Annotated in this window: 17 protein-coding genes; 9 read left to right on the top strand and 8 right to left on the bottom strand. The window is 52.9% G+C overall.

Annotated elements, in window-relative coordinates; all coding sequences use genetic code 11:
- Positions 1 to 92 precede the first annotated feature (92 nt).
- Positions 93 to 1,235 carry a crotonobetainyl-CoA dehydrogenase gene (gene caiA / locus OGX91_RS14560; RefSeq protein ID WP_005124373.1) on the bottom strand — a complete coding sequence of 381 codons (1,143 nt, stop codon included), beginning with the start codon at positions 1,233 to 1,235 and terminating at the stop codon, positions 93 to 95.
- A gap of 34 nt (positions 1,236 to 1,269) precedes the next feature.
- Positions 1,270 to 2,787, bottom strand: coding sequence for an L-carnitine/gamma-butyrobetaine antiporter (gene caiT / locus OGX91_RS14555; protein WP_040230170.1), 1,518 nt, complete (start codon positions 2,785 to 2,787; stop codon positions 1,270 to 1,272).
- A gap of 480 nt (positions 2,788 to 3,267) precedes the next feature.
- Between caiT and OGX91_RS14550 the strand changes: the two genes are divergently transcribed.
- The 9 genes from OGX91_RS14550 (at position 3,268) to folA (ending at position 11,597) form a co-directional block, all read left to right on the top strand.
- Positions 3,268 to 4,038, top strand: a complete 771-nt coding sequence (locus OGX91_RS14550) for an electron transfer flavoprotein FixA (RefSeq protein WP_040230169.1) — start codon at positions 3,268 to 3,270, stop codon at positions 4,036 to 4,038.
- Positions 4,039 to 4,053: 15 nt separating this feature from the next.
- The gene (locus OGX91_RS14545) at positions 4,054 to 4,995 is read left to right on the top strand and encodes an electron transfer flavoprotein subunit alpha/FixB family protein (RefSeq protein WP_188232450.1); all 942 of its coding nucleotides are present in this window, start codon (positions 4,054 to 4,056) and stop codon (positions 4,993 to 4,995) included.
- A 48-nt stretch (positions 4,996 to 5,043) separates the two neighbouring features.
- Positions 5,044 to 6,330 carry an FAD-dependent oxidoreductase gene (locus OGX91_RS14540; RefSeq protein WP_199947471.1) on the top strand — a complete coding sequence of 429 codons (1,287 nt, stop codon included), beginning with the start codon at positions 5,044 to 5,046 and terminating at the stop codon, positions 6,328 to 6,330.
- Complete coding sequence (gene fixX / locus OGX91_RS14535) at positions 6,327 to 6,614, top strand: ferredoxin-like protein FixX (RefSeq protein WP_000203736.1); 288 nt, start codon at positions 6,327 to 6,329, stop codon at positions 6,612 to 6,614. Before OGX91_RS14540 ends, fixX begins: the two co-directional genes overlap by 4 nt.
- Positions 6,615 to 6,761: 147 nt before the next feature.
- Positions 6,762 to 8,105: an MFS transporter gene (locus OGX91_RS14530; RefSeq protein WP_005124490.1), complete on the top strand. Its 1,344-nt coding sequence runs from the start codon at positions 6,762 to 6,764 to the stop codon at positions 8,103 to 8,105.
- Between the two features lie 91 nt (positions 8,106 to 8,196).
- A complete protein-coding gene (locus tag OGX91_RS14525) occupies positions 8,197 to 8,430 on the top strand; it encodes a YgdI/YgdR family lipoprotein (RefSeq protein ID WP_005124493.1) in 234 nt (77 codons plus the stop codon).
- 103 nt (positions 8,431 to 8,533) lie between these two features.
- A complete protein-coding gene (kefF, locus tag OGX91_RS14520) occupies positions 8,534 to 9,064 on the top strand; it encodes a glutathione-regulated potassium-efflux system oxidoreductase KefF (RefSeq protein WP_040230164.1) in 531 nt (176 codons plus the stop codon).
- Positions 9,057 to 10,919, top strand: coding sequence for a glutathione-regulated potassium-efflux system protein KefC (kefC, locus tag OGX91_RS14515; protein WP_286626615.1), 1,863 nt, complete (start codon positions 9,057 to 9,059; stop codon positions 10,917 to 10,919). The genes kefF and kefC overlap by 8 nt, the downstream gene beginning before the upstream one ends.
- A 198-nt stretch (positions 10,920 to 11,117) precedes the next feature.
- On the top strand, positions 11,118 to 11,597 hold the full coding sequence (folA, locus tag OGX91_RS14510) for a type 3 dihydrofolate reductase (RefSeq protein ID WP_155021515.1): 480 nt from the start codon (positions 11,118 to 11,120) through the stop codon (positions 11,595 to 11,597).
- Positions 11,598 to 11,693: 96 nt separating this feature from the next.
- Here folA and apaH read toward each other — a convergent pair whose 3' ends face one another.
- From apaH to lptD, 6 genes are all read right to left on the bottom strand, one after another.
- Positions 11,694 to 12,542: a bis(5'-nucleosyl)-tetraphosphatase (symmetrical) ApaH gene (apaH, locus tag OGX91_RS14505; protein WP_286626613.1), complete on the bottom strand. Its 849-nt coding sequence runs from the start codon at positions 12,540 to 12,542 to the stop codon at positions 11,694 to 11,696.
- Positions 12,543 to 12,552: 10 nt separating this feature from the next.
- A complete protein-coding gene (gene apaG / locus OGX91_RS14500; RefSeq protein WP_003018867.1) occupies positions 12,553 to 12,930 on the bottom strand; it encodes a Co2+/Mg2+ efflux facilitator ApaG/CorD in 378 nt (125 codons plus the stop codon).
- A gap of 2 nt (positions 12,931 to 12,932) precedes the next feature.
- Entirely contained in the window at positions 12,933 to 13,754 is an 822-nt protein-coding gene (gene rsmA / locus OGX91_RS14495; RefSeq protein WP_005124503.1) for a 16S rRNA (adenine(1518)-N(6)/adenine(1519)-N(6))-dimethyltransferase RsmA, read from the bottom strand.
- On the bottom strand, positions 13,747 to 14,739 hold the full coding sequence (gene pdxA / locus OGX91_RS14490; RefSeq protein ID WP_040230160.1) for a 4-hydroxythreonine-4-phosphate dehydrogenase PdxA: 993 nt from the start codon (positions 14,737 to 14,739) through the stop codon (positions 13,747 to 13,749). The genes rsmA and pdxA overlap by 8 nt, the downstream gene beginning before the upstream one ends.
- Positions 14,739 to 16,025 (bottom strand): peptidylprolyl isomerase SurA, encoded by a 1,287-nt coding sequence (gene surA / locus OGX91_RS14485; protein ID WP_005124505.1) that lies wholly within the window; start codon positions 16,023 to 16,025, stop codon positions 14,739 to 14,741. Before surA ends, pdxA begins: the two co-directional genes overlap by 1 nt.
- A gap of 257 nt (positions 16,026 to 16,282) precedes the next feature.
- Positions 16,283 to 18,643 carry an LPS assembly protein LptD gene (lptD, locus tag OGX91_RS14480; RefSeq protein WP_199947474.1) on the bottom strand — a complete coding sequence of 787 codons (2,361 nt, stop codon included), beginning with the start codon at positions 18,641 to 18,643 and terminating at the stop codon, positions 16,283 to 16,285.
- Positions 18,644 to 18,836: the final 193 nt, after the last annotated feature.

Genomic DNA, 18,836 nt, shown 5'->3' with positions numbered 1-18,836 from the left:
TTTTGCGGTATGTAGGCCGGATAAGCACAGCGCCATCCGGCATAATTGCCTGATGGCGACGCGAGCGTCTTATCAGGCCTACAAGGGGTCGATTAACGGTATTGCTTGAGTACCGCACGACCCAACGTCAGGATCTGCATTTCGTCAGAACCACCAGAAACGCGGTCAACGCGCAGGTCACGCCAGAAGCGTGTGATGCGATGGTTACCCGCGATACCCACGCCACCCAGCACCTGCATGGCGGTATCTACCACTTCAAATGCCGCGTTGGCGCAGAAGTATTTGCACATGGCCGCGTCGCCCGAGGTAATGGTACCGTTATCCGCTTTCCACGCGGCTTCCAGCAGCATGTTTTTCATGGAGTTCAGTTTGATCGCCATATGCGCAAACTTCTCCTGAATCAGCTGGAAACGGCCGATAGCTTCGCCAAACTGCACGCGCTGATTGGCGTAGCGCGCGGCGTCTTCAAACGCGCACATTGCCGTACCGTAGTTGGTCAGTGCAACGAGGAAGCGTTCATGGTCAAACTCTTCTTTCACGCGGTTGAAACCATTACCTTCCCGACCGAACATGTCTTTCTCGTCCAGCTCAACGTCGTCAAAGGTGATTTCACAGCAGCTATCCATGCGCAGACCGAGTTTCTCCAGTTTGTTGACCTTGATACCCGCTTTGCTCATGTCAACGAACCACTCGGTGTAAACAGGTTTATCCGGCGATGCGCCATCTCTCGCCATCACCACGATGTATGGGGTATAGGCGCTACTGGTGATAAAGCACTTACTGCCATTAAGATAAACCTTACCATTTTTACGTGTATAAGTGGTTTTCAGGCTGCCAACATCCGATCCCGCTCCCGGCTCGGTGATTGCAGAGTTCCACATCTGCTTACCGGTTCCCTGGAACGCCATGATTTTATCGATTTGTTCCTGAGTCCCTTCACGCAGGAAGGTGTTAAAACCCCCCGGTAACTGGTACAGCACATAGGTTGGCGCGCCGAGGCGGCCGAGTTCCATCCAGACGGCGGCCACGGTGACAAATCCCGCTTCCAGTCCACCGTGTTCTTCCGGAATCAATAGGCTATCGATGCCCATATCCGCCAGCGCTTTCACAAAACGCTCAGGGTAGACGCTGTCGCGATCGCACTCGGCAAAATAAGCTTCCCAGTTCTCACTGGCCATCAGTTCACGAATACCGGCGACAAACAGCTCCTGCTCGTCATTTAAGTTGAAATCCATCTTTCAGCCTCTTGATCAATTGAGTTAATGAGAATTACTTGTCTTTCCAGTGCACTTTGGCGTCTTTAATAAAGGACAGCGTCACCATAATGTTGACGAAGAACAGCGGGCATCCTCCGGCAATAATCGCCGTCTGGATGGGCTTCAGCCCGCCCAGCGCCAGCAGAACGATACCGATGACGCCCACCAGTACCGACCAGCCGATACGTACCAGCAGCGGTGGTTCTTCACCGTCGCGGACTTCGCGACAGGTGGACATCGCCAGGGTGTAAGAGCAGGCGTTAATCAGCGTGACGGTGGCAATAAAGCAAAGGATAAAGAAGCCCCACATGGTGGCGGTGCTGAATGGCAAGGCGGCCCAGGTTTCGATAATGGCGCGCGCCACACCGTGCTGTTCAATCAGCTGTGGGATGTTGAGAATGTTTTTATCCATCAGCAGCAGGGTATTGCTGCCAAGGACTGTCCACAGGATCCAGGTGGAGGCGGTCAGGCCCAGCACCATCCCGAAGCACAGTTCACGTACGGTACGACCACGAGAAATACGCGCCAGGAAGATGCTCATCTGGATGGCGTAAATGACCCACCATGCCCAGTAGAAAACAGTCCAGCCCTGCGGGAAGCCGCCTTTGCCGATGGCATCGGTATAGAACAGCATACGCGGCAGATACATCAGCAGCATGCCGACCGAGTCGGTGAAGTAGTTCATGATGAAGCTGGCGCCGCTGACGATAAACACCCAGCCCAGCATCAGGAAGCTCAGGTAGCTACGCACGTCGCTGGCGATCCTGACCCCTTTTTGCAGGCCACAAGCCACGCAAATGGCGTTCAGAATGATCCAGCAGGTAATGATGATGGCATCTAATTGCAGCGTATGCGGAATACCGAACAGCCATTGCATACACTCGGTTACCAGCGGCGTCGCCAGACCGAGGCTGGTACCCATTGCAAAAATCAGCGCCACCAGGTAGAAGTTATCAACGATGGTGCCGAACAGCCCTTTCGCATGCTTTTCGCCCACTAACGGTACCAGCGTAGAGCTGGGACGGATGACGTCCATCTTGCGCACAAAGAAGAAGTAGGCGAAGGCAACGGAGAGGAAGCTATAGGTTGCCCACGGCAACGGCCCCCAGTGGAACAGGCTGTACGCCAGGCCTATTTCTTTCGCACCTGTAGAGTTAGGGGCGAGAGCAAAGGGGGGAGTAGAGATATAGTAGTAGATCTCGATGGAACCCCAGAACAGCACTGCGGCGGATGTACAGGAAGCGAACATCATAAAGATCCAGCTGGCGGTACTAAACTCCGGTTTTTCGTCGCCTAATTTCTTTTTGGCATATGGGCCAAAAACCAGCCAGAACCAGCCAAAAAGCATGACGACCATATACCATTCGAATGCCCAACCCCAGACATTGGTGACATAACTGAATACCGCATTAATAACGACGTTAGCGGCATCAAGATCTCTTACTGTTAGCCAGCAAAGTATTCCAACTATTATTAATGGCGGAAAAAAAACCTTCGGTTCAATTCCCGACTTTCTCTTTTCATTTTTCATAAGTGAATTCCAGTGTGAAAACGAAATTTATTTAGCGAGCCCGTGCATGATCTTTTGTTTATTTGTTATTAATGATTTGTTGATAACTTTTAACCTCTGGGAACGCCTCAGTGAGTAACTCATAATGAGTATTCATTTCGGGCGATTCTGTTACCTGTGTCACACTTTTCTACGCTGGTTAATTCGCTTGGATATTCTGTATTTTTTGTTATTTATCAATATGTTGTTTGTAGTTTTTTAACTTTTTTAAGTGACTGGCGTTCAATATTGTTGAACCCGCAGACAATATTGAAAATTTTCATATTTGACGTAATTCTTTCAATATTGGTGAGGTACGTAACACTATTGAAAGTTACGAATTTCAATGTGTGACATTTTCAATATTGGTGATTAAGGTTTTATTTCCGAATTAAAGAGCGTGATATCTGTATTTAACACCGCCGATATAAATACGTTTCCTTCATGATTTCTGGAGATGCAATGAAGATAATTACTTGCTACAAATGCGTACCTGATGAACAGGATATTGCGATTAATAATGCTGATGGTTCGCTCGATTTCAGCAAAGCGGATGGCAAAATCAGCCAATACGATCTGAATGCGATCGAAGCGGCTTGTCAGTTAAAACAACAGGCAGGCGAGGCCCAGGTTGTGGCCATGAGCGTCGGCGGCAAAGCGCTGACCAATGCAAAAGGGCGCAAAGATGTGCTTTCCCGTGGCCCTGATGAACTGATTGTTGTCATTGACGATCAATTTGAACAGGCGCTGCCGCAACAAACTGCCACTGCGCTGGCTGCCGCCGCGCAAAAATCAGGTTTTGATCTGCTTATTTGCGGCGACGGTTCTTCCGATCTTTATGCTCAGCAGGTTGGTCTGCTGGTGGGCGAAGCGCTGAACGTTCCCACGATTAATGGCGTGAGTAAAATCCTCTCTCTTACCGACAGCACTCTGACGGTAGAGCGTGAACTGGAAGATGAAGTCGAAACACTGAGCATACCGCTGCCAGCGGTGATTGCGGTCTCAACTGACATCAACACCCCTCAAATCCCTTCCATGAAAGCCATTCTTGGCGCGGCGAAAAAACCGGTTCAGGTTTGGTCGCCTGCAGACATTGGGCTGAACAGCGTGCAGGCGTATTCCGCACAGCAGGTTGCTGCGCCGAAACAGCGCGAGCGTCAGCGCGTTGTGATTGAAGGTGACGGTGAAGAACAGATTGCCGCGTTTGTCGAGAATCTTCGCAAAATCATTTAATTATCAGGGGATGTTATGAACAAGTTTTCCAGTGTCTGGGTATTCAGCGATACCCCTTCTCGTCTGCCGGAACTGATGAGTGGTGCGCAGGCTTTAGGTGAAAAAGTTAACACATTCGTACTGAGTGACGCTGATAGCGCGATGGCATTCCAGCTAGGTGCGGATCATGCCTGGTTGCTCAGCGGTAAGCCAGAAGATCGCATGATGGAGGATTACGCCGGGGTAATGGCTGAGACGATTCTTCAGCACAGTGAGGGCGGCGCAGTGCTGCTGCCGAACACGCGTCGGGGCAAGCTGTTGGCGGCAAAACTGGGTTTTCGTTTGTCAGCGGCAGTCTCAAATGACGCCAGCGCAGTCGCCGTGCAGGATGGAAAAGCGGCGGTCAAACATATGGTTTACGGCGGCCTGGCGATAGGGGCAGAAACCATCGCTTCGCCGTTTGCCGTGGTAACGCTCAGCAGCGGAACGTTTGACGCGCAGCAACCGGATAGCACCCGCAGCGGCGAAATGCATACCGTGCAATGGCAGGCTCCGGCCATTGCCGTAACGCGTACGGCAACTCAGGCGCGTCAGAGCAACAGCGTTGATCTCGACAAAGCCCGTCTGGTGGTCAGCGTGGGACGCGGTATTGGTAGCAAAGAAAATATCTCGCTGGCAGAAGCGCTGTGCCAGACGATTGGCGCTGAGCTGGCCTGTTCCCGTCCGGTGGCGGAAAACGAGAAGTGGATGGAGCATGAACGCTACGTCGGCATCTCCAACCTGATGCTTAAGCCTGAACTGTATCTGGCCGTGGGGATCTCCGGGCAGATCCAACATATGGTCGGTGCCAACGGCGCACAGACGATTTTCGCCATTAACAAAGATAAAAATGCGCCGATTTTCCAGTATGCGGATTACGGCATCGTTGGTGATGCGCTGAAGATCCTGCCTGCGCTGACGGCGGCCTTAGCGCGTTAAACCATTCGGGCAGGATGCGAAGGTGTCCTGCCGCTGACAGGAGTACATATGTCCGAAGATATCTTTGATGCCATCATCGTGGGTGCAGGTCTGGCTGGTTCGGTTGCGGCGCTGGTGCTGGCTCGGGAAGGCGCACAGGTGCTGGTTATCGAGCGCGGCAATTCTGCTGGCGCGAAGAATGTCACCGGTGGGCGCATGTATGCGCATAGCCTGGAGCGCATCATTCCCGGTTTTGCTGAGCAGGCCCCCATTGAACGCATCATCACCCACGAAAAACTCGCCTTTATGACCGACAAAGGGGCGATGACCATCGACTATTGCAATGGCGAAGACGCCGCATCGTCGCAGGTTTCTTATTCCGTCTTACGCAGCAAATTTGACGCCTGGCTGATGGAACAGGCCGAAGAGGCGGGAGCTCAGCTCATCACCGGTATTCGCGTGGATAACGTTGTGCAGCGCGAGGGTAAAGTCGTAGGCGTGGAAGCCGATGGCGATATTCTGGAAGCCAAAGTCGTGATCCTTGCTGATGGCGTAAATTCTCTGTTGGCGGAAAAGCTGGGCATGGCAAAGCGCGTCGAGGCATCACATGTTGCCGTCGGTGTAAAAGAGCTGATCGAATTGCCAAAATCAGTGATTGAAGATCGTTTCCAGTTACAGGGGAACGAAGGCGCAGCCTGTCTGTTTGCCGGGTCGCCAACCGATGGATTGATGGGCGGTGGCTTTCTCTATACGAACGACACAACCCTTTCTCTGGGGCTGGTCTGCGGCCTTCATCATCTGAAAGACGCGAAAAAATCGGTCCCGCAAATGCTGGAAGATTTCAAACAGCATCCGGCGGTTGCCCCGCTGATCGCCGGTGGCAAGCTGGTGGAATATGCCGCGCACGTCGTACCGGAAGCCGGTATCAACATGCAGCCAGAACTGGTGGGTGATGGCGTACTGATTGCTGGTGACGCAGCCGGAATGTGTATGAACCTCGGCTTTACCATTCGCGGTATGGATCTCGCCATTTCCGCAGGCGAAGCGGCGGCGAAAACGGTGCTTTCAGCCATGAAGCGCGACGACTTTAGCAAGCAGTCACTGGGTGAATACCGTCAGCATCTGGACGATGGCCCGATGCGCGATATGCGTATGTACCAGAAGCTGCCTGCTTTTCTTGATAACCCACGCATGTTTACCGCCTATCCCGAAATGGCGGTCAGTATCGCGCGCGACCTGTTCACCGTGGATGGTTCCGCCCCAGTGCCAATGCGCAAAAAAATCCTGCGCCATGCGAAGAAAGTGGGCTTCATCAACCTGATGAAAGATGGCCTGAAAGGAGTGACCGTATTATGACATCTCCCGTCAATGTGGACGTCAAACTGGGCGTCAATAAGTTCAATGTCGATGAAGACAGCCCGCACATCATTCTCAAAACCGATCCTGATAAACAGGCGCTGGAGGTGCTGATTAAGGCCTGCCCGGCTGGACTGTATAAAAAGCAGGACGACGGCAGCGTACGTTTTGATTACGCCGGGTGCCTGGAGTGTGGGACGTGTCGAATTCTTGGACTCGATACGGCGCTGGAGAAATGGGAATACCCGCGTGGGACGTTTGGCGTGGAGTTCCGCTACGGCTAATAAGTACCAGGTTGTGCACCCGTAGGCCGGATAAGATGCGGTAGCGTCGTCATCCGGCAATCATGTGGCGCCAATGCCGGATGGCGGCGTAAATGCCTTATCCGGCCTACAGATGACGCTTTGTCCGTGTTGAAACAGGAAGTCGCTATGCAGCAGCCCAGGAACTTTGATGACATCAAATTTACCTCTATTCACCGCCGGATAATGCTGTGGGGCAGCGGTGGGCCATTCCTGGATGGGTATGTGCTGGTGATGATTGGCGTGGCGCTGGAACAGCTCACGCCAGCGTTGAAACTGGATGCCGAGTGGATTGGTCTGCTGGGGGCCGGTACGCTCGCCGGTCTGTTTGTCGGGACGTCGCTGTTTGGCTACATTTCCGATAAGGTCGGACGCCGCAAAATGTTTATCATCGATATTATCGCCATTGGCGTGATATCGGCGGCAACCATGTTTGTCTCCTCGCCCGTTGAGTTGTTAGTGATGCGGGTGCTAATCGGGGTGGTGATCGGCGCTGATTACCCGATCGCGACCTCGATGATTACCGAGTTCTCCAATACCCGTCAGCGCGCTTTCTCCATCGGTTTTATCGCCGCGATGTGGTATGTCGGTGCCACCTGTGCCGATTTGGTCGGCTACTGGTTGTATGATGTTGAGGGCGGGTGGCGTTGGATGCTCGGCAGCGCGGTGATCCCCTGCATTTTGATCCTGATTGGGCGTTTCGATCTTCCTGAATCGCCACGCTGGCTGTTGCGAAAAGGTCGGGTGAAAGAGTGCGAGGAGATGATGATCAAACTGTTTGGCGAACCGGTGGTGTTCGACGAAGAAGCGCCGCAGGAAACGCGCTTTCTCCAGTTGTTTAATCGCCGACACTTCCCGTTTGTCCTGTTTGTTGCCGCCATCTGGACCTGCCAGGTGATTCCGATGTTTGCCATTTACACCTTTGGTCCGCAGATTGTTGGCTTGCTGGGCCTTGGTGTTGGAAAAAGCGCCGCATTGGGCAATGTGGTAATCAGCCTGTGCTTTATGCTGGGGTGTATTCCTCCCATGTTCTGGCTCAATAGCGCGGGCCGTCGACCGCTGTTGATTGGCAGCTTTATTATGATGACGCTGGCGCTGGCCGTGCTGGGGCTAATCCCTGATATGGGTGCATGGCTGGTGGTGTTGGCGTTTGCCGTGTACGCGTTTTTCTCAGGGGGCCCCGGAAATCTGCAGTGGCTATACCCTAACGAACTGTTCCCCACCGATATTCGTGCCTCTGCCGTCGGGGTGATTATGTCGTTAAGCCGTATCGGCACCATTGTTTCAACCTGGGCGCTGCCGGTATTCATCACCAAATACGGTATCAGCAATGTCATGCTGATGGGCGCGGGAATTTCGCTGGTTGGCCTGCTCGTTTCCATCGCTTTCGCCCCGGAAACGCGAGGTCTGACGTTGGCGCAAACCAGCCAAATGACGATTCGTAGTAAGCCGGTGGTCAGGGCAGGCTATTAGGAGTGTTCTGTATTTTCCCTGCAACTCAGTCAGTTAGACTACAGTTAACCGGGTATATCACTGAAAATGACTGAAAAGCAGGGAGAACACCATGCAAAAACATATCCTGATCACCTCTATTTTTACCGCCGCAGCACTGTTTACGGTAGCCGGTTGCTCCTCAAACCAGGCGGTCAAAACCACCGATGGTAAAACCATCGTCACCGACGGCAAACCGCAGGTTGATGACGATACCGGCCTGGTGTCATACAAAAATGCCGAAACCGGTAAGACGGAACAGATTAACCGCGATCAGGTTAAGGATATGAGCGAGCTGGACAACTAACTCAGATTTTTCCATTTATCTACTCAATAATATTGGCTGTTAGCCTGTGGATTAACTGACTAAACTCACTGTTATTACAATAATGCAGTGAAACAGGCTAATCATGATCCTCATCATTTATGCGCATCCCTATCCGCAGCATTCGCATGCGAATAAGCGGATGCTTGAACAGGCAAGGACGCTGGAGGGGGTGGAGGTTCGTTCGCTCTATGAACTCTATCCCGATTTCAATATCGATATCGCCGCAGAACAGGACGCGCTGTCACGTGCGAGTCTGATTATCTGGCAACATCCCATGCAATGGTACAGCACTCCTCCGTTACTCAAATTGTGGATGGATAAGGTCCTCTCCCACGGCTGGGCGTATGGTCACGGCGGTACCGCGCTGCATGGCAAACACCTGATGTGGGCAGTAACCACCGGCGGCGGCGAAAACCACTTTGATATCGGCTCCCATCCTGGTTTTGACGTGCTTTCCCAGCCTCTACAAGCAACAGCGCTCTATTGCGGCCTCAAATGGCTGCCGCCGTTTGCGATGCACTGTACGTTTATCTGTGATGACGAAACGCTGCAGGCGCAGGCGCGCCACTATAAACAACGTCTGATGGAATGGCAGGAGGAACACCATGGATAGCCATACGCTGATACAGGCGCTGATTTATCTCGGATCGGCGGCGCTGATTGTCCCCATCGCCGTGCGGCTGGGGCTAGGGTCGGTACTGGGGTATCTCATCGCCGGGTGCATCATTGGTCCGTGGGGCTTAAGACTGGTGACGGATGCCGAATCAATTCTGCATTTTGCGGAGATCGGCGTGGTGCTGATGCTGTTTGTCATCGGCCTGGAGCTGGATCCGCAACGTTTGTGGAAACTGCGGGCTTCGGTGTTCGGCGGCGGCGCGCTACAGATGGTAGTTTGCGGCGGTTTGATTGGTTTGTTCTGTATGTTCCTCGGCCTGCGCTGGCAGGTGGCGGAGCTGATTGGCATGACGCTGGCGCTTTCCTCGACGGCCATCGCGATGCAGGCGATGAATGAACGCAACCTGATGGTGTCGCAACTGGGGCGTAGCGCATTTGCCGTACTGCTGTTCCAGGATATCGCAGCCATTCCTCTGGTGGCAATGATCCCCTTACTTGCAGCGAGCGGTGCATCGACCACGCTGGGGGCATTTGCATTGTCTGCTCTTAAGGTAGCGGGCGCGCTGGTGCTGGTGGTGCTGTTAGGGCGTTATGTCACCCGTCCTGCCTTGCGTTTTGTTGCGCGTTCGGGTCTGCGGGAAGTGTTCAGCGCCGTTGCGCTGTTCCTCGTTTTCGGTTTTGGTCTGCTGTTGGAAGAGGTTGGCCTGTCGATGGCGATGGGGGCGTTTCTGGCCGGCGTGCTGCTGGCGAGCTCAGAGTATCGCCACGCGCTGGAAAGTGATATTGAGCCGTTTAAAGGGCTGCTGCTGGGGCTGTTCTTCATCGGCGTGGGGATGTCTATCGACTTTGGTACACTGATTGATAATCCCTTGCGCATTATCATTTTGCTGGTCGGTTTCCTGGTGATTAAAACCGTCATGCTGTGGCTGATAGCGAAACCGTTGCAGGTGCCGAACAAGCAGCGCCGCTGGTTTGCCGTATTGTTAGGGCAGGGCAGTGAGTTTGCCTTTGTGGTGTTTGGCGCGGCGCAAATGGCAAATGTGCTCGATCCTGACTGGGCGAAAGCGCTGACGCTGGCGGTCGCGCTGTCGATGGCGGCGACACCGATTTTACTGGTTGTCCTGACGCGTCTGGAAAAATCGGCTACCGGTGAAGAACGTGAAGCGGATGAAATTGATGAAGAACAACCGCGGGTAATCATCGCTGGATTTGGGCGATTTGGCCAGATAACCGGTCGTCTGTTGTTGTCGAGTGGGGTCAAAATGGTGGTTCTTGATCATGACCCGGACCATATCGAAACGCTGCGTAAATTCGGGATGAAGGTTTTCTATGGCGATGCGACCCGGATGGATCTGCTGGAATCTGCGGGAGCAGCCAAAGCGGAAGTGATCATTAATGCCATCGACGATCCGCAAACCAGCCTGCAACTGACCGAGATGGTGAAAGATCACTTCCCGCATTTGCAAATTATTGCCCGTGCGCGCGATGTGGATCACTACATCCGTCTGCGCCAGGCCGGGGTGGACATGCCGGAACGTGAAACCTTTGAAGGCGCATTAAAAACCGGGCGACTGGCGTTGGAAAGTCTAGGGCTTGGGCGCTATGAGGCACGTGAGCGGGCGGACGTATTCCGCCGATTCAATACCATGATGGTAGAGGAGATGGTGAAAGGGGAAAATGACGCGACTTCCCGCGCGGCCGTTTATAAACGCACCAGCGCAATGCTGAGTGAAATTATTGCGGAAGATCGTCAGCACTTATCGTTAATTCAACGCCATGGCTGGCAAGGCACGGATGAAGGTAAGCATACGGGCGACGTCGCCGATGAGCCGGAAGTGAAACCGTCAGCATAGGGTAAAAAATGTGATGTTCTGCAAACTTTACTGCTAATTGGCTGTTTTTGAACTACTGTAATGCTGGCGTACCACCTTAAATAGGTCGGTTCGCCAGCAGAACGGAAAATTTTCCTGTTCATCCTCTTTCCGCCAGTCGACGAAAGATTGCGCTTTCCGTATAGTGGCGACAATTTTTTTGTATCCGGGAAATATTCAATGATCAGTCTGATTGCGGCGTTAGCGGTAGATCGCGTCATCGGTATGGAAAACGCCATGCCGTGGAACCTCCCTGCCGATCTCGCCTGGTTTAAACGTAATACCTTAAACAAGCCGGTCGTCATGGGGCGCCATACCTGGGAATCCATCGGGCGACCGTTGCCGGGGCGTAAAAATATCGTCATCAGCAGCAAGCCTGGCACCGACGAGCGTGTGCAGTGGGTGAAGTCTGTTGATGAAGCCATTGCGGCCTGCGGCGATGAACCAGAGATTATGGTGATTGGCGGTGGGCGCGTGTATGAGCAGTTCCTGCCAAAAGCGCAGAAGCTGTATCTGACGCATATCGATGCTGAAGTCGAAGGGGATACCCATTTCCCGGACTACGAACCGGATGACTGGGAGTCAGTGTTCAGTGAATTCCACGATGCCGACGCGCAAAACTCCCACAGCTATTGCTTCGAGATTCTGGAACGTCGTTAATACTGTAAGTGCCGGATGGCGGCAAAACGCCTTATCCGGCCTACTCTTGTACCCGATGTAGGCCTGATAGGCGTAGCGCCATCAGGCATAAATCTCTCAGGCGTTGACCGCTTCGCCGGGATCCATATTCAAATGGCGATTTGATGGCTGCACAAAGTAGCGTTTGTCTTCCCAGCGCAGACAGGTGAGATCGCCTCCCCAGCAACACCCCGTATCCAGCGCGTAAATACCTTCTGGTGTGCCTTTGCCTTCCAGCGATGCCCAGTGCCCGAATGCAATGCTGTACGCTTCACTGACAGGTCCAGGAATGGCAAACCATGGCTTCAGCGGGGCAGGCGCGTCTTCTGGTGACTCTTTGCTGTACATATCCAGTTGACCGTTGGGGAAGCAGTAACGCATGCGTGTAAAGGCGTTGGTAATAAAACGCAGGCGCGCCAGCCCGGTCAGCTCCGGGGTCCAGTTGTTTGGCATGTCACCGTACATTGCATCGAGGAAAAACGGATACGAGTCGCTCGACAACACGGCTTCAACATCGCGTGCACAGTCTTTCGCGGTCTGCAAATCCCATTGAGGGGTAATGCCAGCGTGCGCCATGACCAGTTTTTTATCTTCGTCTACCTGCAGCAACGGCTGACGACGAAGCCAGTTGATTAATTCGTCAGCATCCGGCGCTTCGAGCAGCGATGTGACTCTGTCTTTTGGTTTATTACGACTGATGCCGGCAAACACGGCCAGCAGGTGTAAATCGTGATTACCCAATACCAGGCGCACGCTGTCGCCCAGCGATTTAACGTAGCGTAAAACGTCTAACGAACCCGGCCCACGCGCGACCAGATCGCCGGTGAGCCATAAGGTGTCTTGTGCGGGATTAAAGTCTACCTGGTGCAGCAAGGCTACCAGTTCATCGTAACAACCGTGAACGTCGCCAATGAGGTATGTTGCCATAGCTATTGTTTTAATGAATGAGTGTTGGAACGGCGAGTCGGAACACGGGAATGTCGATGGTAAAGGCGATCCCTTGTTCATCGATCATTTCGTAATGACCCTGCATGGTGCCCAGCGGCGTTTCAATAACGGCGCCGCTGGTGTACTGGTACTCTTCGCCAGGTTCGATGTGTGGCTGAACGCCAACCACACCTTCACCCTGAACTTCGGTTTCGCGCCCATGACCATTGGTTATCAACCAATAACGTCCCAACAGCTGCACTGGCGCTCGCCCCAAATTGCGGATAGTCACGGTATAAGCAAAAACGTAACGTTCATCATCAGGTGAGGATTGCGCCTCAATGTAGACGCTTTGTACCTGAATGCACACTCGGGGCGAATTGATCATGTTTAACTCTCCTTCGATGGCGCGTTTTCCGACAGATAGTTAGCCATCCGGCAGTATTGCGCGACAGAGATATTTTCCGCTCGCATTGCCGGGTCAATGCCCAACTCTGTGAGTACTTCAACGCTGAACAGATTACCGAGGCTGTTACGTACCGTTTTACGACGCTGATTAAACGCTTCAGTGGTAATACGGCTCAGCACACGAACATCTTTAACCGGGTACGGCATTGTCGCGTGAGGGACCAGACGCACAACCGCAGAATCGACTTTAGGCGCGGGCGTAAATGCCGATGGCGGCACTTCAAGTACCGGGATCACATTGCAGTAATATTGCGCCATGACGCTTAATCGACCATACGCTTTACTGTTTGGCCCTGCAACCAGACGATTGACCACCTCTTTTTGCAACATGAAATGCATGTCGGCAATGGCATCAGTATAGGTAAAAAGATGGAACATCAGCGGCGTGGAGATGTTGTACGGCAGGTTGCCGAACACACGCAGCGGCTGCCCCATTGTTTGGGCAAGTTCGCCGAAGTTCATGGTCATGGCATCTTGCTGATAAATCGTCAGCTTCGGCCCTAAAAACGGGTGCGTTTGCAGGCGCGCGGCGAGATCGCGATCCAGCTCAATGACCGTGAGCTTGTCCAGGCGTTCGCCTACTGGCTCGGTTAACGCAGCCAGGCCCGGGCCGATTTCGACCATAGCCTGACCTTTCTGCGGGTTGATAGCAGAGACAATACTTTCGATCACAAACTGATCGTTGAGGAAGTTTTGCCCGAAACGTTTACGGGCTAAGTGGCCCTGATGGACTCGATTATTCATTGGTATTAACAATCATTTTGATGGCGAGATTAAGCGCCGTAATAAAACTGCCGACATCTGCTTGCCCACGTCCCGCAAGTTCAAGCGCGGTACCGTGATCGACGGATGTGCGAATAAAGGGCAGGCCCAGCGTGATATTCACCCCGCGACCAAATCCCTGGTATTTTAGCACGGGGAGGCCCTGATCGTGGTACATTGCCAGCACGGCATCCGCGTGGTCGAGATATTTGGGCTGAAACAGCGTATCTGCGGGCAGCGGGCCATTTAATTTCATCCCCTGCGCACGCAGTTCATCGAGAACCGGGATAATTGTGTCTATCTCTTCCATTCCCATATGGCCGCCTTCACCGGCATGCGGGTTAAGGCCGCACACCAGAATATGCGGATCGTTCAGGCCAAACTTAGTGCGCAAATCATGATGCAGAATGCCGATCACTTCCCGCAATAATGCCGGGGTAATGGCGTCAGCAACGGCTTTAAGCGGCAGATGTGTGGTCGCCAGGGCAACACGCAGCTCTTCCGTTGCCAGCATCATCACGACTTTCTTCGCCTGTGAACGCTCCTCAAAAAACTCGGTATGCCCGGTAAACGGCACGCCAGCGTCATTGATGACGCCCTTGTGAACGGGGCCGGTTATCAGCGCTGCAAATTCGCCCTGTAGACAACCATCGCAGGCGCGAGCCAGCGTGTCGACTACATATTGCCCATTCTCTACCGCCAGTTGGCCCGCGACGACAGGGGCGCGCAGCGCAACCGGCAATAGCGTCAGCGTACCGGCTGATTGCGGTCGGGCTGGGGTATCTGGAGTATAGGGGAGAAGTGAAAGCGGTAAACCGAGCAGGGTTGCCCGGTCACGGAGTAGCGCGGCATCAGCACAAACAACGAGTTCTACCGGCCACTCGCGCTGTGCTAGCTGGACCACAAGATCCGGACCAATCCCGGCGGGTTCGCCGGGAGTGATCACAACACGTTGAGTTCGAGTCATTAGTTGCTCAAAATTTTAACGTACGCACTGGCGCGCTGTTCCTGCATCCAGGTCGCTGCTTCTTCTGAGAATTTACGGTTCATCAGCATGCGATAAGCTCTGTCTTTCTGTGCCGCGTCAGTTTTATCAACGTTACGCGTATCCAGCAGCTCGATCAGATGCCAGCCGAAAGAGGAGTGCACCGGGGCGCTCATCTGGCCTTTATGAAGTTTGGTCAGCGCATCGCGGAAAGCAGGATCGAAAATATCGGCTGCAGCCCAGCCCAGGTCACCGCCCTGGTTTGCTGAACCCGGATCCTGAGAAAACTCTTTAGCGGCTGCTGCAAAGGTCGTTTTACCGCTCTTAATATCAGCCGCGATTTGTTCCAGTTTCAGACGAGCCTGCTGATCGGTCATGATCGGCGACGGTTTCAGCAGAATATGGCGGGCGTGAACTTCAGTCACGGAGACGCTCTGGCTCTGGCCACGCATATCGTTGACTTTCAAAATATGGAAGCCGACACCTGAACGAATCGGGCCAATAATATCGCCTTTTTTCGCGGTGCTTAACGCCTGAGCAAAGATACCTGGCAGTTCCTGAATACGTCCCCAGCCCATCTGGCCGCCTTTCAGCGCCTGCTGGTCAGCAGAATAAGTGATGGCCAGCTTGCCAAAATCGCTACCGTTACGCGCTTCGTCAACCACAGAACGTGCCTGGCTTTCCGCTTCGTTTACCTGATCGGAAGTTGGGTTTTCCGGCAGTGGGATCAGAATGTGGCTCAGGTTCAGCTCAGTGCTGGCATCATTTTGGTTGCCAACTTGCTGCGCAAGGGCATCAACTTCCTGTGGCAGGATCGTGACGCGACGGCGAACTTCATTATTACGCACTTCAGAGATGGTCATCTCTTTACGGATCTGGTTGCGATAGGTCGAATAACTCAGACCATCCTGAGCCAGACGGCTGCGCATTTGATCCAGCGTCATATTGTTCTGCTTGGCAATGTTGGCAATAGCCTGATCCAACTGCTCATCAGAGATTTTTACGCCCATCTTCTGACCCATCTGCAGAACGATTTGATCCATGATCAAACGTTCCAGGATCTGATGACGCAGCGTGGCATCGTCCGGTAATTGCTGACCTGCCTGACCCGCGTTCAGTTTTACTGACTGCATTAAGCCATCGACGTCGCTTTCCAGAACGACGCCGTTATTGACGACGGCTGCGACTTTATCGACTACCTGTGGGGCAGCGAAACTGGTATTCGCGACCATGGCGATACCGAGAAGCAGCGTTTTCCAGTTCTTCATACTTTTTCCATTATCAATTAACCGCAATGCGGATTACGTTTTATACCCTTCGTCTTTCAAGCCGCATTTTTGTTGGCTGCTGAGTTACTCGTCTCATCCATGAGACTCGCCCTTATGGGCCGTCGCTGTGCGACGTTCAAATCTGTTCCTGACAGATTTGTCACTCACCCCAGTCACTTACTTATGTAAGCTCCTGGGGATTCTCTCAGTTGCCGCCTCAATGCAGCTCGAAATCCATTGGGTATCAATTAATCAGATCATAAAGAGCTTTGATACGGCAAAATGTTCGAACGCAGCATCTGGTTGGTGCCAAGGCCATAGTTGGAGCTCAGGCCACGCAGTTCGATATTAAAGCCGATCGAGTTGTCATATACCGCGTGTTTCTGGGTGTCATCCCAACCATTCAGCTTACGTTCGTAGCCGACGCGAATGGCATAACAGCAGGAGTTGTACTGCAAGCCCAGCATGGAATCCGCCACTTTGTTCACATTGGTATCGAAGTAGTAAGCTCCGACGATTGACCAACGCTCAGCGATCGGCACGCTCGCCACTGCACCCACCTGAGAAATCCCGTTTTTATACTGATCTGCCGTAGAGTAATACGACGGCAGTGTCGCCTGGATATATTCCGGGCTGGCATAGCGGTAGTTCAACTGCAGCATACGGTTTTCGTCGCGGCGGTACTCGATGCTGCTGCTGCTGGTGGCGACACTCTCCAGACGCGTGTCGTACTGGATCCCACCGCGTAAACCCCAACGATCGGAGATGCGCCAGTAGGTATCACCTGCCCATACCAATGAACCGGTTTTGTCGTCATTCTCCCATTTTATGTTGTCATCGCCAGTGCGAGACTCGGTGAAATAGTAGATTTGACCCACAGAAATATTAAAACGTTCAACGGCCGCGTCATCATAAACGCGAGATGTGACACCTGTCGTTACCTGGTTAGCGGAGGCAATACGATCCAGACCGCCATAGGTACGGTCACGGAACAGGCCACTGTAGTCAGCTTGCAGCAGGGAAGAGTCATAGTTATAGATATGACTTTGGTTGCGATATGGCACATACAAATACTGCGCACGCGGCTCCAGCGTCTGGGTATAGCCTGGCGCCAGCATTTCCATGTCACGTTCGAATACCAACTTACCGTCGACTTTGAACTGCGGCATGACGCGGTTAGCGGAGTCGTCGAGCTTATTTACGTTACCCGGATTGTTGTTGTACCAGTCCAGATTGGTCTGTTGGTAGTGCGTCGCCATCAGCTTCGCTTCAGTGTTGATACTTCCCCACTGATTGGATAGCGGCAGATTGATGGTCGGCTCAAGGTGAACACGCGTCGCTTCCGGCATGTCGTCATTGGTATTGACGAAATGCACCGCCTGTCCATAAATACGGGTATCAAATGGACCAACGTCATTCTGATAGAAGTTAACGTCTAACTGCGGTTCTGCGGAATAACTGCTGTTGTTCTGATCGTCAAAAACCTGGAATTTCTTGGTTGAGACCGTCGCATCAAAGTTTTGCACTGCATAGCCAACACTGAATTTCTGTGTCGCATAACCGTCGGTGCTGGAACCGTACTTATTGTCAAAATCATTAAAGTAGCTTGAGTCGCTGACTTTGGTGTAGTCGACGTTGAAACGCCACACCTGGTCCATGACCCCAGCGTGCTGCCAGTAGAACAGCCAGCGACGGGAATTGTCATCTTTCGGATGTTCGTCGTCGTAGACCCGGTCGGAATTCAGATAATCGAGTTCCATCAGACCTGTGCCCGCCTGGGTCAGGTAACGGAATTCGTTCTCCCACATAATGCCGCCACGGCGATGCATATAATGCGGCGTAATGGTGGCGTCCATGTTGGGCGCGATATTCCAGTAATACGGCAGGTAGAACTCAAAATAGTTCTTGGTGGAGTATTTTGCGTTCGGGATCAAGAAACCGGAACGGCGCTTATCGCCGACAGGGAGTTGTAAATAGGGGCTGTAAAACACAGGAACTGGGCCCAGCTTAAAACGGGCGTTCCAGATTTCAGCGACCTGTTCTTCACGGTCATGGATCACTTCGCTACCGACGACGCTCCAGGTATTGGAACCCGGAAGACAGGAGGTAAAACTGCCGTTTTCCAGAATGGTATAGCGATTCTCACCGCGCTGTTTCATCAGGTCTGCTTTCCCGCGCCCCTGGCGTCCCACCATCTGGTAGTCACCTTCCCAGACGTTGGTGTCTTTCGTATTCAGGTTTGCCCAACCCTTTGGTCCCTTCAGAATGACCTGGTTGTCATCATAATGGACGTTGCCCAGCGCATCGACGGTACGAACGGGAGCGGGTTGACCTTCGGCCTGCTTTTGATGAAGCTGCACTTCATCGGCTTGTAGGCGGCTGTTACCCTGCGCAATATCCACGTTGCCGGTAAACACGGCGTCATCAGGGTAGTTCCCTTTCGCGTGATCGGCATTGATGGTGACAGGTAACTCATTGGTATCGCCCTGCACCAGAGGACGGTTGTAGCTTGGCACGCCCAACATGCACTGTGAGGCGAGATCGGCTGCCAGGCCCTGTTGGCTATAGAGGGCGGTGGCAATCATGGTGGCCAGAAGAGTGGGAATACGTTTTTTCATACGTTGTATTTATTGTTCCATCATCAGTAGCGTCGCGCGTGACAAACGGTCACAGCCTAACTTATCTCATCTTCACTGCGCTAGTGTTAATCCTGCCGATTAAGGCTCCGTGGTGTTAGGCACGGCATTGAATGACAGGTATGATAATGCAAATTATAGGCGATGTCCCACAATTGACCGCAGCCGTAAAACG

This window comes from Citrobacter sp. Cpa228, from assembly GCF_030333085.1.
Lineage (GTDB): Bacteria > Pseudomonadota > Gammaproteobacteria > Enterobacterales > Enterobacteriaceae > Citrobacter > Citrobacter pasteurii.
Note: the sequence above shows the minus strand (reverse complement) of the source record. Positions and strands in the feature narration are given on the sequence as shown.

Coding starts and splice junctions, on each gene's coding strand:
- fixX (WP_000203736.1), top strand. CDS start 6,327: ATGACATCTCCCGTCAATGTGGACGTCAAACTGGGCGTCAATAAGTTC.
- caiA (WP_005124373.1), bottom strand. CDS start 1,235: ATGGATTTCAACTTAAATGACGAGCAGGAGCTGTTTGTCGCCGGTATT.
- apaG (WP_003018867.1), bottom strand. CDS start 12,930: ATGATCAATTCGCCCCGAGTGTGCATTCAGGTACAAAGCGTCTACATT.
- rsmA (WP_005124503.1), bottom strand. CDS start 13,754: ATGAATAATCGAGTCCATCAGGGCCACTTAGCCCGTAAACGTTTCGGG.
- OGX91_RS14545 (WP_188232450.1), top strand. CDS start 4,054: ATGAACAAGTTTTCCAGTGTCTGGGTATTCAGCGATACCCCTTCTCGT.
- kefC (WP_286626615.1), top strand. CDS start 9,057: ATGGATAGCCATACGCTGATACAGGCGCTGATTTATCTCGGATCGGCG.
- OGX91_RS14525 (WP_005124493.1), top strand. CDS start 8,197: ATGCAAAAACATATCCTGATCACCTCTATTTTTACCGCCGCAGCACTG.
- OGX91_RS14540 (WP_199947471.1), top strand. CDS start 5,044: ATGTCCGAAGATATCTTTGATGCCATCATCGTGGGTGCAGGTCTGGCT.
- OGX91_RS14530 (WP_005124490.1), top strand. CDS start 6,762: ATGCAGCAGCCCAGGAACTTTGATGACATCAAATTTACCTCTATTCAC.
- lptD (WP_199947474.1), bottom strand. CDS start 18,643: ATGAAAAAACGTATTCCCACTCTTCTGGCCACCATGATTGCCACCGCC.
- OGX91_RS14550 (WP_040230169.1), top strand. CDS start 3,268: ATGAAGATAATTACTTGCTACAAATGCGTACCTGATGAACAGGATATT.
- apaH (WP_286626613.1), bottom strand. CDS start 12,542: ATGGCAACATACCTCATTGGCGACGTTCACGGTTGTTACGATGAACTG.
- caiT (WP_040230170.1), bottom strand. CDS start 2,787: ATGAAAAATGAAAAGAGAAAGTCGGGAATTGAACCGAAGGTTTTTTTT.
- folA (WP_155021515.1), top strand. CDS start 11,118: ATGATCAGTCTGATTGCGGCGTTAGCGGTAGATCGCGTCATCGGTATG.
- kefF (WP_040230164.1), top strand. CDS start 8,534: ATGATCCTCATCATTTATGCGCATCCCTATCCGCAGCATTCGCATGCG.
- pdxA (WP_040230160.1), bottom strand. CDS start 14,739: ATGACTCGAACTCAACGTGTTGTGATCACTCCCGGCGAACCCGCCGGG.
- surA (WP_005124505.1), bottom strand. CDS start 16,025: ATGAAGAACTGGAAAACGCTGCTTCTCGGTATCGCCATGGTCGCGAAT.